This window comes from Salmonella sp. NW722 (assembly GCF_051702785.1).
Classification (GTDB): Bacteria; Pseudomonadota; Gammaproteobacteria; order Enterobacterales; family Enterobacteriaceae; genus Salmonella; species Salmonella enterica.
Map to the genome: position 1 here is coordinate 150,060 of NZ_JAMMIN010000003.1, position 15,441 is coordinate 165,500.

The following is a 15,441-nucleotide window of genomic DNA, read 5'->3' on the forward strand; positions in this document are numbered from 1 at the left end:
ATCAGTCCGCCAACTCCAGAATTCGTACCACTAACTGCGAGAAGCTCATTCCCGCCTGACGCGCCGCCATCGGCACCAGACTATGGCTGGTCATCCCCGGAGAAGTATTGGCTTCCAGCAGATAAAACTGACCATCGCTGTCCAGCATGACGTCAATACGCCCCCATCCCGTGCAGCCTAAAGCTTTCCATGCCTGCAGGACGAGAGACTGTAGCGCGGCTTCCTGGGACGCTTCTAAACCGGCAGGGCAGAAATACTGAGTCTCATCAGAGAGATACTTCGCCTCATAATCATAGAAGGTTCCTGCCGGTTGGATACGAATTGACGGTAAAATTTCTTCGCCAACTATCGCCACCGTAAATTCCGGACCGCACAGCCATTTCTCAATCAGTATTTCGTCATCATGCTGAAAAGCCAATGATAACGCACCCTGTAAAGCATTTTCTTCTACTACTTTCGTCATACCGACGCTGGAGCCTTCACGGCTGGGTTTGACGATCAGCGGTAAACCCAGCGCCGAAATTCGCGCTTTTTGTTCTTCGCTAAGGCCTTTTTCAAACTCAGCGCGCGTCAGCGCGACCCACGGCGCAACCGGTAAGCCTGCGCCCTGCCACAGCAATTTACTGCGCAGTTTATCCATGGAAAGCGCCGAGGCCATCACGCCGCTGCCGGTATAAGGCAGGCCGAGCAGTTCAAGCATTCCCTGTAAGGTGCCATCTTCACCGCCACGGCCATGCAACGCAATAAAGACCTTCTGAAAGCCCATTGCTTTAAGCTGCGCGACATCGACCTCTTGCGGATCGACGGGATGCGCATCAATGCCGCCTTCACGTAACCCGGCCAACACTGCCGCGCCGGAATTTAACGAAACGTCCCGCTCCGCAGAGGTTCCGCCCAACAGGACCGCGATTTTATCAGCCATGTTGCTCTTCCTCCTGGATTTGCGGCTTCAGCTTGATTTCAGATAAGTAACGCGCAATTTTGCCAACATTTCCTGCGCCTTGCACTAATATCAAGTCGTTACCCGTCAGCACCGGCGCTAACATTGTCGCAACCTGAGCCGGATCGGAAACCAGAATCGGGTCAATTTTTCCCCGATTACGAATCGTACGACATAAAGAACGGCTATCCGCGCCCGGAATCGGCGCTTCGCCCGCCGGGTAAACGTCCAGCATCAGCAGCGCATCGACCTGGGTCAGCACATTGGCGAAATCGTCATACAGATCGCGCGTGCGCGTGTAACGGTGCGGCTGAAACAGCATCACCAGGTTTTTATCCGGCCACCCTGCTCGCGCAGCTTTAATGGTGGCGTCTACTTCAGTCGGATGATGGCCATAGTCATCCACCAGCATCGCCGTCCCGGCTTTACCATTCACCGGCTCAAGCGGGAACTCGCCGAGGAAGTCAAAACGACGCCCGGTCCCCTGGAAGCTTTCCAGCGCGCGCAGGATAGCGTCATCGTCGATGCCTTCTTCGGTCGCTACCGCCACTGCCGCAGCGGCATTCAGGGCATTGTGGCGACCCGGCGCATTCAACGTGACATGCAGATCCGGCATTCCCTGGCGCAACAGCGTAAAGTGCCCCTGCGGCCCTATCTGCTGATAATCTTCTACGCGGACGTCAGCATCCTCGCTAAAGCCATACGTCGTGGTCTGACGCCCCACCCGCGGCAGCAGCTCGCGGATGACCGGATCGTCGACGCACATTACCGCGCGACCGTAGAACGGCAGGTTATGCAGGAAGTTAATAAACGTCTGCTTTAAATTTTCAAAGTCGCCATGATAGGTATCCATATGGTCGGCTTCGATGTTGGTGACGATCGCGACCATCGGCTGCAAATGCAGGAAGGACGCGTCGCTCTCATCTGCCTCGGCAATCAGGTAACGACTATGGCCCAGACGCGCATGAACGCCTGCGGCTTTCACCAGTCCGCCATTCACGAAAGTCGGGTCCAGCCCCGCTTCGGCATAAATACTGGACACCATCGCGGTCGTTGTGGTTTTTCCGTGCGTCCCGGCAATGGCGATGCCGTGGCGAAAACGCATCAGTTCCGCCAGCATTTCCGCACGGCGAATAACCGGAATACGCGCTTCATGCGCCGCGACAATTTCCGGGTTATCCGCGGAAATTGCGCTGGAAACGACGACCACGCTGGCATCACGCACATTTTCCGGACGATGGTTAAAGAAAATCGTCGCCCCCAGGCTCGTCAACTGCTGGGTCACCGGATTCGGCGCTAAATCGGAACCACTGATCTGATACCCTTCATTGGCCAGAACTTCGGCAATACCGCCCATACCAGCACCACCGATGCCGACAAAGTGAATGTGCCGAACGCGACGCATTTCGGGCACGATGGAACGCAGTTTTGCCAGTTGTTGTGTATTCATTCTTTACGCCATTAACTCCAATACCCGCCATACTTCAAATTGCAGATGCGTTGGCTTGCCTGCAACCCAAATTATTGAGGGTAGAAAAACCCTGCGATGCAAAAGGCACCGCCACAAATTATGTCCGGGCAACCCGGCTGACTTCACTGGCGACGCGTTCGGTAGCATCCGGAATGGATACCGCGCGGGCACGCTCCGCCATGGTTAACAACGCCTCGCGCGACCACCCCGCCAGGGTGTCGGCGACAGCCTCTACAGTAAACTGCGGCTGCTCAAAAATCTTAGCTGCGCCGGCGTTTTCTAACGGTAGCGCATTCCAGTACTGCTGCCTGTCTTTATGCTGAAACGGCACGAATATCGCCGGTAACCCGGCGGCGGCGATCTCGCTCACCGTTAAAGCGCCGGAACGACATACCACCACATCCGCCCACGCATAGGCGGCGGCCATGTCATCGATAAATTCCGTTACCTTATGTTGCGGTTGTCCCGCCCCGGCATATGCCTGCTCTACCGTGAGCTGCGCGCCTTTTCCGCTTTGATGCCAGATTGTAACCGTATCGCCCAGTCTGGCGGCAACCTGCGGCATCGTCTGGTTCAGGACTCGCGCCCCCTGAGAGCCGCCGACCACCAACACGCGAATCGGGCCGTCACGACCAGCCAGACGCTCCTGCGGCAACGGCAACGCCAGTACGTCGGTACGCACCGGGTTACCCACCACTTCCGCGTTCGGAAACGCACCGGGAAACGCCTGCATCACCGTGGTCGCGATTTTGGCCAGCCACTGATTGGTTAGCCCGGCGATACCGTTTTGCTCATGCAAAACGACCGGAATACCCAATGACCAGGCGGCAAGACCGCCGGGGCCGGAAACATAACCGCCCATTCCCAGCACGACATCCGGCTTAAATCGCTTCATGATCGCCCGCGCCTGCCGCCAGGCGTTAAAAATCCGCAGCGGCGCCGCCAGAAGCGCTTTTACGCCTTTACCGCGCAGACCGGAGATCCGAATAAAGTCAATGTCGATGCCATGCTTCGGCACTAAATCCGCTTCCATACGATCGGCGGTACCCAGCCAGCGAACCTGCCAGCCCTGGGCCATTAAATGATGCGCAACGGCCAGTCCGGGGAACACGTGCCCGCCGGTACCGCCCGCCATCACCATTAACCGCTTCGGTTGACCACTCATCGAGAACCTCGTGTAAACGCCTGCGCTTTTTCCAGACGCGTTTCATAATCAATACGTAATAAAAACATAATGGCCGTCGACATAATCAACAGACTCGACCCGCCATAACTGATCAGCGGCAGCGTAAGGCCTTTGGTCGGCAGCATCCCCGCGGCCGCGCCAACGTTTACCAGCGCCTGGAAACTAAACCAGATACCGATAGAACACGCTAAAAATCCGGAAAAACGGTGGTCAATCTCCAATGCCTTACGGCCAATCGACATCGCGCGAAAAGCGACGAAGAATACCATTAAAAGCGCCAATACCACACCGATATAACCCAGTTCTTCCCCAATAATGGCGAAGATGAAATCGGTGTGCGCCTCCGGCAAATACTCCAGTTTCTGCACCGAATTCCCCAGCCCTTGCCCCCATATCTCACCGCGACCAAAAGCCATCAGCGACTGCGTCAGCTGATAACCGCTGCCGAACGGATCTTCCCAGGGGTTCCAGAACGAGGTAACGCGGCGAATACGATACGGTTCGGCGAGGATTAACAGAATCACCGCCGAGATGCCCATCCCGATAATGGCGATGAACTGCCATAATTTCGCCCCGGCGAGAAACAGCATCGCCAGCGTGGTGACAAACAGTACGACCACCGTCCCGAGGTCAGGCTGCGCCAGCAGTAACACCGCCAGCACCAGAATCACGCCCATTGGTTTTAAAAAGCCGCGCAGGTTATTTCGCACCTCATCAACCTTACGCACCAGATAGTTCGCGAGGTAGCAGAACAGCGACAGCTTGGTAAACTCCGCAGGCTGAATACGCAGCGGCCCCAGCGCAATCCAGCGCGACGCCCCGTTGACCGAGCTCCCGACGACCAGCACGATAAGCAGCATAATGATCGACGCTATCAGCATCGTCGTGCTGTATTTTTGCCAGAAGGTCATGGGCAAACGCAGCGTGACCATCGCCAGACAAAATGCCAGGAAGATATAGAGCGCATCACGTTTGGCAAACAAAAACGGATCGTTCGCCAGGCGCTGCCCGACTGGCATGGAGGCCGACGTCACCATGACAAAACCAATCGCCGCCAGCCCGAAGGTCAGCCATAGCAGCGTGCGGTCATACATGATCAGACTGTCGGCGTCTTTATCGCGCGAAGCCATCACCCAGCCTTTAAGCGCCGCAAACAGCCAGGCCAGGAGGCCAAAGCCTGGTACGCGCGGCATTCTCAGACGGGGGAGAGATAAACGCATCAACCTAACTCCTTCGCCAGACGGGTAAAGACATCGCCCCGTTGCTCAAAATTTTTAAACTGATCGAGGCTGGCGCAGGCGGGCGACAACAGCACCATATCACCCGGCTGAACGTGCGGCGCCAGCAAACGCATCGCCTCTTCCATCGTCTCAGTCTGTTGGGCGATTTCCGGACGCAGTGCGGCAAGCTGCGCGCCATCGCGCCCAAAGCAATACAGGCGGATACGATCGCCGGTCAGATAGCGCGCCAGCGGAGAAAAGTCTGCCGACTTACCGTCGCCGCCCAGCAGCAGATGCAGCGTACCGTCCACATGCAAACCGTTTAGCGCCGCTTCGGTACTGCCGACGTTGGTCGCTTTCGAGTCGTTGATCCAACGTACGCCGTTATGCTCCAACGCCAGCTGGAAGCGATGCGCCAGACCGGTAAATGTCGTCAACGCCTTCAAACTGCTGGCGCGCGGCAGACCTACGGCATCCGCCAGCGCCAGCGCCGCTAACGCATTGGTATAGTTATGCTGCCCGGAAAGCTTCATCTCTTTCACGTTCAGCACCTTCTCGCCTTTGACTCGCAGCCAGGTTTCGCCCTGCTGACGATTAAGGTGATAATCACCCATATTGACGCCAAAGCTGACGCAGCGCTCATCGGCCCCACGAACCGGCATCGTCAACGCGTCATCGGCATTCACCACGCACACTTTCGCCTTCTCGTAGACGCGCAGTTTCGCCGCCCGGTACTGTTGCAAACCAAACGGATACCGATCCATATGATCTTCAGTGACGTTGAGCACCGTTGCCGCCGCCGCTTGCAAACTTGAGGTGGTTTCCAGTTGGAAACTGGATAATTCCAGCACGTACAATTCGCGATCGGCATCCAGCAGCATCAGCGCCGGAAGACCGATATTGCCGCCAACGCCGACATTGACGCCCGCCGCTTTCGCCATCTCGCCCACTAAGGTGGTCACGGTGCTTTTGCCGTTCGAGCCGGTGATGGCCACAATCGGTGCCTGCGCTTCGCGGCAAAACAGTTCGATATCGCCGACAATTTCTACTCCAGCGCTGGCGGCAGCGCTAAGAGAGGGATGTGCCAGAGCAATACCAGGGCTGGCGACGATTAAATCCGCCGCTAAGAGCCACTCGTCGTTCAGGCCGCCAACGTGACGCTCAACCTCTTGCGGCAGCTTATCCAGACCCGGCGGCGTCACGCGAGTATCCATCACCCGCGGCGTCACGCCGCGGGCGAGAAAAAAGTCCACGCAAGAGAGTCCGGTTAAGCCCAGACCAATAATGACGACGTTTTTGTCCTGGTAATCAGCCATGATTAACGTACCTTCAGCGTTGCCAGGCCAATCAGCACCAGCATCAGCGAAATAATCCAGAAGCGCACAATCACGCGCGGTTCCGGCCAGCCTTTCAGTTCATAGTGGTGATGGATAGGCGCCATACGGAAAATACGCTGCCCGCGTAGTTTAAAGGAACCCACCTGCAGGATGACCGACAGAGTTTCCACCACAAAGACGCCGCCCATGATCACCAGCAGGAACTCCTGACGCAGCAGCACGGCGATAATGCCCAACGCGCCGCCCAACGCCAGCGATCCGACGTCGCCCATAAAAACCTGCGCCGGATAGGTGTTAAACCACAAGAATCCTAATCCCGCGCCGACAATCGCCGTACAGACAATCACCAGCTCGCCCGCATGGCGTAAATACGGAATATGCAGGTAATTGGCGAAGTTCATGTTCCCGGTCGCCCAGGCCACCAGCGCAAAGCCGGCGGCAACGAAAACAGTCGGCATAATCGCCAGACCATCAAGCCCGTCGGTCAGGTTTACGGCGTTACCCGTACCGACGATGACAAAGTAGGACAGCAGAATGTAAAACAGCCCCAATTGCGGCATAACATCTTTAAAGAACGGCACCACCAGTTGGGTCGCGGGTGTGTCTTTCCCGACGAGATAAAGCGCAAAGGCCACGCCGAGCGCGATAACCGACATCCAGAAATATTTCCAGCGCGCAATCAGCCCTTTGGTATCTTTCCGCACCACTTTGCGGTAGTCATCGACAAAACCGATAATGCCGTATCCAATCAATACCACCAGCACGCACCAGACGTACGGGTTAGACGGGTAAGCCCATAACAGAACGGAAATCACAATCGCCGTCAGGATCATGATGCCGCCCATCGTCGGCGTACCGCGTTTACTGAAGTGCGATTCCGGGCCATCGTTACGTACCACCTGGCCAAAAGAGAGTTTTTGCAGACGAGCGATCATACGCGGGCCCATCCATAAAGAGATGAACAGCGCGGTCAACAGGCTGACGATGGCGCGAAACGTCAGATAAGAAAAGACGTTAAAGCCGGAATAATATTTGACCAAATGCTCGGCCAGCCAAACTAACATGAACCTTTCTCCTGTAACGCATGAACCACATCTTCCATCGCGGCGCTGCGTGATCCTTTCACTAAAATAGTCATCATCGGTTGCTCCTGAAGCAGAGCGTGTAAACGCGCAATGAGCGCGGCTTTATCGGCAAAATGTTCGCCGACGCCGCTGGCGTGGCTGATAGCCTGACTGAGTTTTCCGGTGCTTAACACGCGATCAATACCCGCCGCTTTTGCGGCCTCGCCAACCTGGAGGTGGCACGCTTCGCTTTCTGCGCCCAGCTCGGCCATATCGCCTACCACCAGCACGCGGTAGCCGGGCATTTCAGAAAGGACCTGCACTGCGGCGGTCATCGAACCGACGTTGGCGTTATAAGCGTCATCCAGTACCAGTTGGTTTTCACTTAGTTGAATCGGGAACAGACGCCCGGGTACGGCTTTTAACGCCGCCAGCCCTGCTTTAATCGCCGTCAGCGTCGCCCCCACCGCCATTGATAAAGCAGCGGCCGCCAGCGCGTTGGCAATATTGTGCCGCCCCGGCAACGGCAGCAGCACATCAATGCTGCCCATCGGCGTTTGCAGGGTAAATTCGGTACCGTGTGACGTCACGTGGATATTCGCAGCGGTAAAGTCGCTGTTTGCCGCATTCGGCGAAAATCGCCACACCTGACGATCGCCAATAATGCTTTGCCAGTTCAGCCAGTCATTATTATCGGCATTCATAATCGCGATACCGTTCTCAGGCAAACCGGTATAGATTTCGCCTTTCGCTTTCGCCACGCCGGCCAACGAGCCGAAGCCTTCCAGATGCGCCGCCGCCAGGTTATTGACCAGCGCCGCTTCCGGGCGCGTCAGGCTAACGGTCCAGGCGATTTCTCCCTGGTGATTAGCGCCTAACTCGATTACCGCATAGTCATAATCATGGTTTAAGCGCAGCAGCGTTATCGGCACGCCGATGTCGTTGTTAAAATTGCCTGCGGTATACAGAGTATTTCCGCACTGGCTAAGAATCGCGGCAGTCATCTCTTTGACCGAGGTTTTGCCGGACGAACCGGTTAACGCCACCACCCGCGCCGGTACCTGCATACGTACCCAGGCGGCCAGTTGGCCAAATGCCTGACGCGTGTCTTTTACAATCACCTGCGGGAGATCGATATCCAGAGGACGACTGACCAGCAGGGCGCCAGCGCCGTTCGCTTTTGCTTTATCAGCAAAATCATGCGCATCAAAGCGTTCCCCTTTCAGCGCCACGAACAGGCATCCCGGCGTCACTTTCCGTGTGTCGGTAATGACCGTATCGAGCGTGAGATCCGCCCCGCGGTGTTCGGCGCCAAGGACATCGGCAATTTTGCTGAGCGTTACGCTAATCATGCGATCACCCCCAGCAAACGCGCTGCGGTCACGCGGTCTGAATAATCAAGACGCTGCGTGCCGACAATCTGGTAATCCTCGTGCCCTTTACCTGCAATCAGCACGACGTCATTGTCTTTTGCCTGCATAATGGCATTGGTTACCGCCTCAGCGCGGCCTTCCATTACCCTGACCTGCCCGGCGTCCAGCATTCCGGCCAGAATATCGTTGATAATGGCGCGCGGCTCCTCGGTACGCGGGTTATCGTCAGTCACCACGACGATATCCGCGAATTCTTCGGCAATGGCCCCCATGAGTGGGCGCTTACCTTTGTCACGATCCCCGCCACAGCCAAAGACGCACCACAATTTTCCGGCGCAGTGCAGGCGCGCCGCCTGCAACGCTTTTTCCAGCGCATCCGGCGTGTGCGCGTAATCCACCACCACCGTCGGTTTGCCTGGCGCAGTGAACACTTCCATACGCCCGCAAACCGGCTGCAAACGCGCGGCGGTTTTCAGCAAATCCGTTAACGGATAGCCCAGCGCCAGTAGCGTCGCCAATGCCAGCAGTAAGTTACTGACGTTAAACGCGCCCATCAGGCAGCTTTCGATTTCGCCTTCACCCCAGCTTGAAGCAAAACGAATCGTCGCTCCGCGGTCGTGGTACTCCACCGCCTCCGCTTTCAGCCAACGACCGTGACAGTTAGGGTTGATATGCCCTTCCATTGATACCGCGACCGCATCGGGTAGCGACGCCAGCCAGCGGCGTCCAACTTCATCATCGGCGTTGACGATTGCCTGACCGTGATGGTGGGTGGAATAAAGCATCCATTTTGCCGCCTCGTAATGCGCCATATCGCCATGATAGTCGAGATGGTCGCGGCTCAAATTAGTAAACACGGAGGCGGCAAATTTCAGCGCCGCCACGCGATGCTGCACCAGGCCGTGAGAAGAGACTTCCATCGCGCCGAAGGTCGCGCCCTGCGCAACCAGACTGGCCAGCACATGCTGAACATCCACTGCGGAACCGGTTGTGTTCTCCGTCGGGATCACTTTACCCAACAGTCCGTTACCTACCGTCCCCATCACTGCGCTGGTTTCGCCGAGCAACTGGCTCCACTGCGCCAGTAGTTGGGTGGTGGTGGTCTTGCCATTGGTGCCAGTCACCGCCACCAGACGCATGTTTTCAGATGGCTCATGGTAAAAGCGGCCCGCCAGCGCAGATAAACGCTCATTGAGCTGGCTGAGATAGACGACCGGTACGCCGTGCATTTCGCGAATCTCACCGTCGCTCGCCTCGTCTTTCGCCTCTGCAATAATGGCAGCTACGCCTTGCGCTATCGCCTGCGGGATATATCGACGCCCGTCCGCCTGATGACCCACCACTGCTACAAAGAGATCGCCCGCCGCAGCCACACGGCTGTCGAGCGTCATCTCTCGCAGTTCTCGCGCGGGTAGTCCAGCCACCCACGGAGCAAGAAGGTCGCGCAAATTACGATCTGCCACCTGTTCCCTCGCCTTGATTAATTACGAATTCATTTTTTTCGCCCGTTGCCAGCGCGTCCGGTTCGATGTTCATGGTGCGCAGAACGCCGCCCATGATGGCACCAAATACCGGCGCGGAAACGGCGCCGCCGTAGTATTTACCCGCCTGCGGATCGTTGATGACAACCACCAGCGCGAAGCGCGGCTGACTCGCAGGCGCGACGCCTGCGGTGTAAGCAATGTATTTGTTGATGTAGCGACCGTCCGGCCCCACTTTTTTCGCCGTACCGGTTTTAATCGCGATACGGTAGCCTTTAATTGCCGCCTTCACGCCGCCGCCGCCCGGCAGCGCCACGCTTTCCATCATATGCACCACGGTGCGTACGGTGGATTCAGGGAAGATGCGTTCGCCGGGTACAGGCGGATCAACTTTGGTAATCGACAGCGGGCGATAAATGCCATAGCTGCCGATCGTTGCATAGACTCGCGCTAACTGTAACGGCGTTACCATTAGCCCGTAGCCGAAAGAGAAGGTGGCCCTCTCTATGTCGGACCACCGTTGTTTTTGAGGATATAAGCCACTGCGTTCTCCGACCAACCCCAAATTGGTCGCCTTTCCTAGCCCAAAACGTGAGTAAGTATCTACTAACGCTGAGGACGGCATCGCTAACGCCAGTTTGGATACACCGACGTTACTCGACTTCTGTAGAACCCCGGTCAGGGTTAATTCGCTGTAGCGCGCCACGTCTTTAATTTCGTGGCCGTTAATTCGGTATGGAACGGTATTCAACACCGTATTTTCGTTGACGATACCGCGCTGAAGCGCAGTCATCACCACCATCGGCTTAACCGTAGAACCTGGTTCAAACACGTCGGTGATGGTACGGTTACGCATCGCGTCTTTCGGCGTACCGGCAAGGTTGTTGGGGTTATAGGAAGGGCTATTCGCCATCGCCAGTACTTCACCGGTATTGACATCGACCAGCACCGCGCTACCGGATTCCGCCTTGTTAAACGCCACCGCGTTGTTCAGTTCGCGGTAAACCAGCGCCTGTAAGCGTTCATCAATGCTTAACGCCAGGTTGTGCGCTGCCTGACTGTCAGTGGAGGAGATATCCTCAATCACGCGGCCATAGCGGTCTTTACGCACGATTCGCTCGCCAGGCTGACCGGTAAGCCACTTATCAAAGCTCTTTTCAACGCCTTCAATCCCCTGACTGTCGACGTTGGTAAAACCGATGAGGTGAGCGGTTACTTCTCCTGACGGGTAGTAGCGGCGTGATTCTTCACGCAAATGAATGCCCGGCAGTTTGAGTTTTTTGATGTAGTCCGCCATGTCAGGGTTTACCTGGCGCGCCAGATAAATAAAACGCCCTTTCGGGTTGGCGTTGATACGGGCGGAGAGCTGATCGAGCGGAATATTGAGCGCAGTAGAAAGCGCTTTCCAGCGATCGCCAACGCTGATGCCGCCGGCGTCATGAACTTCTTTCGGGTCGGCCCAGATCGCCTTAACCGGTACGCTGACCGCCAGTGGACGCCCGGAACGGTCGGTAATCATACCGCGTGAGGTGGAGACTTCCTGAACACGCAGCGAACGCATATCACCCTGACGCACCAGCATATCCGGGGCGATAATCTGTAGCCACGCCGCGCGTCCAAGTAAAAAAACCAGCGCCAGTAAAATACAGCCGCACAGCAACGCAAAACGCCAACTGATGAAGTTGGTCTGTTCTTCCTGGCGCTTCGATTTTTGCGTTTTTGCCGCTGCTTTCATGCGTCGCGTTTATCCTTATTTTTGCACTACGATATTTTCTTGGGACGGATCAACATGCTGCATTTGCAGCTTTTCCGTTGCGATCCGCTCCACCCGGCTGTGATCGCCGAGCGCATTTTCTTCAAGGATCAGGTTGCGCCATTCAATGTCCAATGCATCGCGCTCCAGAACCAGTTGTTCACGCTGCGCGGTGAGTAAACGAGTATGGTGCGCCGTCGTGACCACCGTCACCGCCGTTAAAATGATGCAAATGAACAAGCAGAGTGGCAGCTTCCCGAACCGCAAAAGATCGTCACCGATCACGCCAGGCAAGGCATGGCGCTCGTTGCTTCCTATCGATCCCTTCACTTTGCTTAGGGCTTCTGTCACTCTGCTGATCATGCGTTCGTCCTCTCTGCGATACGCAGAACTGAACTACGGGCCCGAGGATTTTCAGCTACCTCTTTTTCACCCGGCATCAACTTGCCTAACGCTCGTAACTCACGACCGCCCAGTTTTTTGAGCTGCGCTTCCGTCATCGGTAATCCCGCCGGTACCTGCGGACCGCGGCTTTGCTCACGCATAAAGCGTTTCACAATACGGTCTTCCAGCGAGTGGAAACTGATGATTGAAAGCCGCCCGCCTGGGGCCAGTACGCTGAGCGAGCTTTTTAGCGCCTGCTCTATCTCCTCCAGTTCACTGTTTACCCAGATGCGCACCGCCTGGAAGGTACGGGTCGCGGGATGTTTGAATTTGTCTTTTACCGGGGTCGCCGCCGCAACCACTTCCGCCAGCTCTTTGGTGCGGGTCATCGGCTGTTCGCGATTGCGCTCAACAATGGCGCGAGCAATACGTTTGGCAAAACGCTCCTCGCCGAATGTTTTCAGCACCCAGGCGATATCCGCCTCCTCCGCCGTTTGTAACCACTCGGCGGCAGACTGGCCGCGCGTCGGGTCCATTCGCATATCCAGCGGACCGTCGCGCATAAATGAAAAACCGCGCTCCGCATCGTCAAGCTGCGGAGAAGAGACGCCAAGATCGAGAAGGATCCCGTCAATCTTGCCGGTAAGCTCGCGCTCGGCGACATAATCAGCCAGCGCGGAAAAAGGTCCATGAATGATGGAGAAGCGAGGATCATTAATGGTCTGCGCAACGGCGATCGCCTGCGGATCGCGATCGATCGCCAGCAAGCGCCCCTCTTCGCCCAGTTGCGAGAGGATCAGGCGCGAGTGGCCGCCGCGACCAAATGTGCCATCAATATAGATACCATCCGGACGAATATTCAGCCCATTAACGGCTTCATCCAACAGTACCGTAGTGTGTTTAAAATTTTCCATCATCTTATAGAGACAAGTCCTGCAGCCGCTCCGATAACGTTTCGGTAGCTGACTGTTCAGCGTCGATATCTTCCTTGACCTGTTGATACCAGGTCGTTTCATCCCACAGCTCAAATTTGTTGAACTGTCCAACCAGCATCACTTCTTTCGTCAGTCCGGCATGTTGCCGCAGAACTGGCGCGATCAGTAATCGACCTGCACCATCCATCTGACATTCGCTGGCATGGCCCAACAGTAAACGCTGTACGCGACGTTCTACCGGGTTCATGCTCGACAGACGAGATAACTTTTGCTCAATAATTTCCCATTCAGGCAGGGGGTAAAGCAGCAGGCATGGGTGATGGATGTCAATGGTACATACCATTTGACCGGTAGCGCTCTCGATCAGTTGCTCCCGATAACGGGTCGGCACGGTCAGGCGCCCTTTACTGTCGAGATTGACTAACGTTGCCCCCCGGAACATGCCAGTCTCACCCCTTCTTACCACTTTATCCCACAAATTCCCACTCGAAGGAGTTTACGGAGCGGAGGAAAAGCTTGTCAAGCAAGTCACAACGCTTACCTAAGTAAAAAAGCCAATGTTTACGGCGAATATCTGCGTTGATTAATTTCCACCCAGCGTGCAAGTCAAATTAACGTTATGAATATTTGTAAGAAAAAAACCAAAGACCCACCGCCGTTTAAAACGGACTCAATATAATCCGAGAAAAATATAAAGTGTCAGTTTGCGACGCGAGCGGCATTTTAGGACATATTGCACCGTGTTAACAGTGCCTGTTTAACGTGTGCGGCGCCTGCTATACCAGCGCCTACGAGCGACTGTCGCGCCAAAGACAAAAAGTGGCTGTTAATTCGACGATTTCTTGCCTGCTTGTAACAAAACAAGACAAAGGAAAAGACTCGTTACGTCTTAATTAGTGGAATATGGACGATTTCGGACAAAAGAAAGGTAATAAAAAAGAATTTTCGGATAATTTTAAGGAATAATCTTAATTATTTAAGGGATATTTTTACTGATACGCATTTGTTTGACGGCGGCAGAAGAGAGAGTCTTTTACCGCCGGTCCTTTAGCTACGGCTCAGAATGCCGCGACGATACAGGTTTCGCCGAATACGCGTTAAGCCGGGTTTCGGTTTACGCGGTTCATCAAGACTTGCCAGCACAATCTCCAGCACGCGTTCCGCGACATCGCGATGACGCTGCGCCACCGCCAGTACCGGGCATTGCAGAAAATCCAGCAGCTCATGATCGCCGAAGGTCGCAATCGCCAAATCCGAAGGCAGTTTTCCATCGCGCCGCAGCGTAACGTCCATCACGCCCTGTAATAGCGCGAATGATGTCGTAAAGAGCGCCTGCGGCATAGGATGCGTTTCCAGCCATTTCTCAAACAGCTGCGCGGCGGCTTCGCGCTCATAGCTGTTGGCATATAAGAAATTCACCTCCCGCGGATCGTCTTTCCATGCGGTGCGGAACCCCTGCTCGCGCAGGAAACTGACGGACAACTCCGGCAGCGCGCCCAAATAAAGCACCGTTTCCGCCGGGAATTTACGCAGCTCTTCCGCCAACATCTCGGCATCATCCTGATCGGCGCCGACCACGCTGGTGAAATGTTCGCGATCCAGCGCGCGGTCGAGCGCGACGATGGGGAATGGATCGTTGGCCCAGCGTTGATAGAAGGGATGCTCCGGCGGTAACGAAGTTGAAACAATGATTGCATCCACCTGGCGTTGCAAAAGGTGCTCAATGCAGCGCATTTCGTTATCCGGCTGATCTTCAGAACAGGCGATCAGCAGTTGGTAGCCACGCTGGCGTGCCTGGCGCTCAAGATAGTTTGCGATACGGGTGTAGCTCGTGTTTTCAAGGTCCGGGATCACCAGACCAATGGAACGTGTGCGTCCAGCACGCAGCCCGGCAGCCACAGCGTTAGGATGGTAATTGTGCTCACGCACTACCGCCATGACTTTTTCTACGGTTTTGTCGCTCACGCGGTATTGCTTTGCTTTACCGTTTATAACGTAGCTTGCAGTTGTGCGCGAGACACCGGCCAGCCGAGCGATTTCATCCAGTTTCACAATTGCCCCTTGTGTAAATTGTACAAACCATAACCTTTATGTCGGCATGGGTTAAAATCGTTAACATCTAAGCGCAGTTTGATCACTCCGGCAACCGCTTTTATTCCGGGTTACCACGGATTTCGCAAAAAAAAGCCCAACCGGTGATATTGGGTTGGGCGATAATTCCTGTTGGCTGATATCCGGCAAACCTGCCTGATGGCGCTACGCTTATCGGACCTGGGCCAGATATCAGCCTGTAGACC

At 55.6% G+C, this 15,441-nt stretch carries 13 protein-coding genes; all 13 read right to left on the reverse strand.

What is annotated here, in order from left to right:
• Nucleotide 1 precedes the first annotated feature (1 nt).
• Nucleotides 2-922 carry a D-alanine--D-alanine ligase gene (locus tag NA330_RS08455; protein WP_000763895.1) on the reverse strand — a complete coding sequence of 307 codons (921 nt, stop codon included), beginning with the start codon at nt 920-922 and terminating at the stop codon, nt 2-4.
• A complete protein-coding gene (gene murC, locus NA330_RS08460) occupies nt 915-2,390 on the reverse strand; it encodes a UDP-N-acetylmuramate--L-alanine ligase (protein WP_001096072.1) in 1,476 nt (491 codons plus the stop codon). Before murC ends, NA330_RS08455 begins: the two co-directional genes overlap by 8 nt.
• Nucleotides 2,391-2,508: 118 nt before the next feature.
• Nucleotides 2,509-3,576 (reverse strand): undecaprenyldiphospho-muramoylpentapeptide beta-N-acetylglucosaminyltransferase, encoded by a 1,068-nt coding sequence (murG, locus tag NA330_RS08465; protein ID WP_023241679.1) that lies wholly within the window; start codon nt 3,574-3,576, stop codon nt 2,509-2,511.
• On the reverse strand, nt 3,573-4,817 hold the full coding sequence (ftsW, locus tag NA330_RS08470; RefSeq protein WP_001239803.1) for a cell division protein FtsW: 1,245 nt from the start codon (nt 4,815-4,817) through the stop codon (nt 3,573-3,575). The genes murG and ftsW overlap by 4 nt, the downstream gene beginning before the upstream one ends.
• Nucleotides 4,817-6,133, reverse strand: coding sequence for a UDP-N-acetylmuramoyl-L-alanine--D-glutamate ligase (gene murD, locus NA330_RS08475; protein ID WP_000796441.1), 1,317 nt, complete (start codon nt 6,131-6,133; stop codon nt 4,817-4,819). The genes ftsW and murD overlap by 1 nt, the downstream gene beginning before the upstream one ends.
• A 2-nt stretch (nt 6,134-6,135) precedes the next feature.
• A complete protein-coding gene (mraY, locus tag NA330_RS08480) occupies nt 6,136-7,218 on the reverse strand; it encodes a phospho-N-acetylmuramoyl-pentapeptide-transferase (RefSeq protein WP_000964138.1) in 1,083 nt (360 codons plus the stop codon).
• Nucleotides 7,212-8,570, reverse strand: a complete 1,359-nt coding sequence (gene murF / locus NA330_RS08485) for a UDP-N-acetylmuramoyl-tripeptide--D-alanyl-D-alanine ligase (protein WP_000626637.1) — start codon at nt 8,568-8,570, stop codon at nt 7,212-7,214. Before murF ends, mraY begins: the two co-directional genes overlap by 7 nt.
• Nucleotides 8,567-10,054 carry a UDP-N-acetylmuramoyl-L-alanyl-D-glutamate--2,6-diaminopimelate ligase gene (gene murE, locus NA330_RS08490; RefSeq protein ID WP_000775072.1) on the reverse strand — a complete coding sequence of 496 codons (1,488 nt, stop codon included), beginning with the start codon at nt 10,052-10,054 and terminating at the stop codon, nt 8,567-8,569. The genes murF and murE overlap by 4 nt, the downstream gene beginning before the upstream one ends.
• Nucleotides 10,041-11,807, reverse strand: coding sequence for a peptidoglycan glycosyltransferase FtsI (ftsI, locus tag NA330_RS08495; protein WP_000642235.1), 1,767 nt, complete (start codon nt 11,805-11,807; stop codon nt 10,041-10,043). The genes murE and ftsI overlap by 14 nt, the downstream gene beginning before the upstream one ends.
• A gap of 15 nt (nt 11,808-11,822) precedes the next feature.
• Entirely contained in the window at nt 11,823-12,188 is a 366-nt protein-coding gene (ftsL, locus tag NA330_RS08500) for a cell division protein FtsL (protein ID WP_000625651.1), read from the reverse strand.
• Nucleotides 12,185-13,126: a 16S rRNA (cytosine(1402)-N(4))-methyltransferase RsmH gene (gene rsmH, locus NA330_RS08505; protein ID WP_000970444.1), complete on the reverse strand. Its 942-nt coding sequence runs from the start codon at nt 13,124-13,126 to the stop codon at nt 12,185-12,187. The genes ftsL and rsmH overlap by 4 nt, the downstream gene beginning before the upstream one ends.
• Before the next feature lies 1 nt (nt 13,127).
• A complete protein-coding gene (gene mraZ, locus NA330_RS08510; protein WP_000488294.1) occupies nt 13,128-13,586 on the reverse strand; it encodes a division/cell wall cluster transcriptional repressor MraZ in 459 nt (152 codons plus the stop codon).
• Nucleotides 13,587-14,191: 605 nt separating this feature from the next.
• The gene (cra, locus tag NA330_RS08515; protein WP_000762406.1) at nt 14,192-15,196 is read right to left on the reverse strand and encodes a catabolite repressor/activator; all 1,005 of its coding nucleotides are present in this window, start codon (nt 15,194-15,196) and stop codon (nt 14,192-14,194) included.
• Between the last annotated feature and the right edge of the window lie 245 nt (nt 15,197-15,441).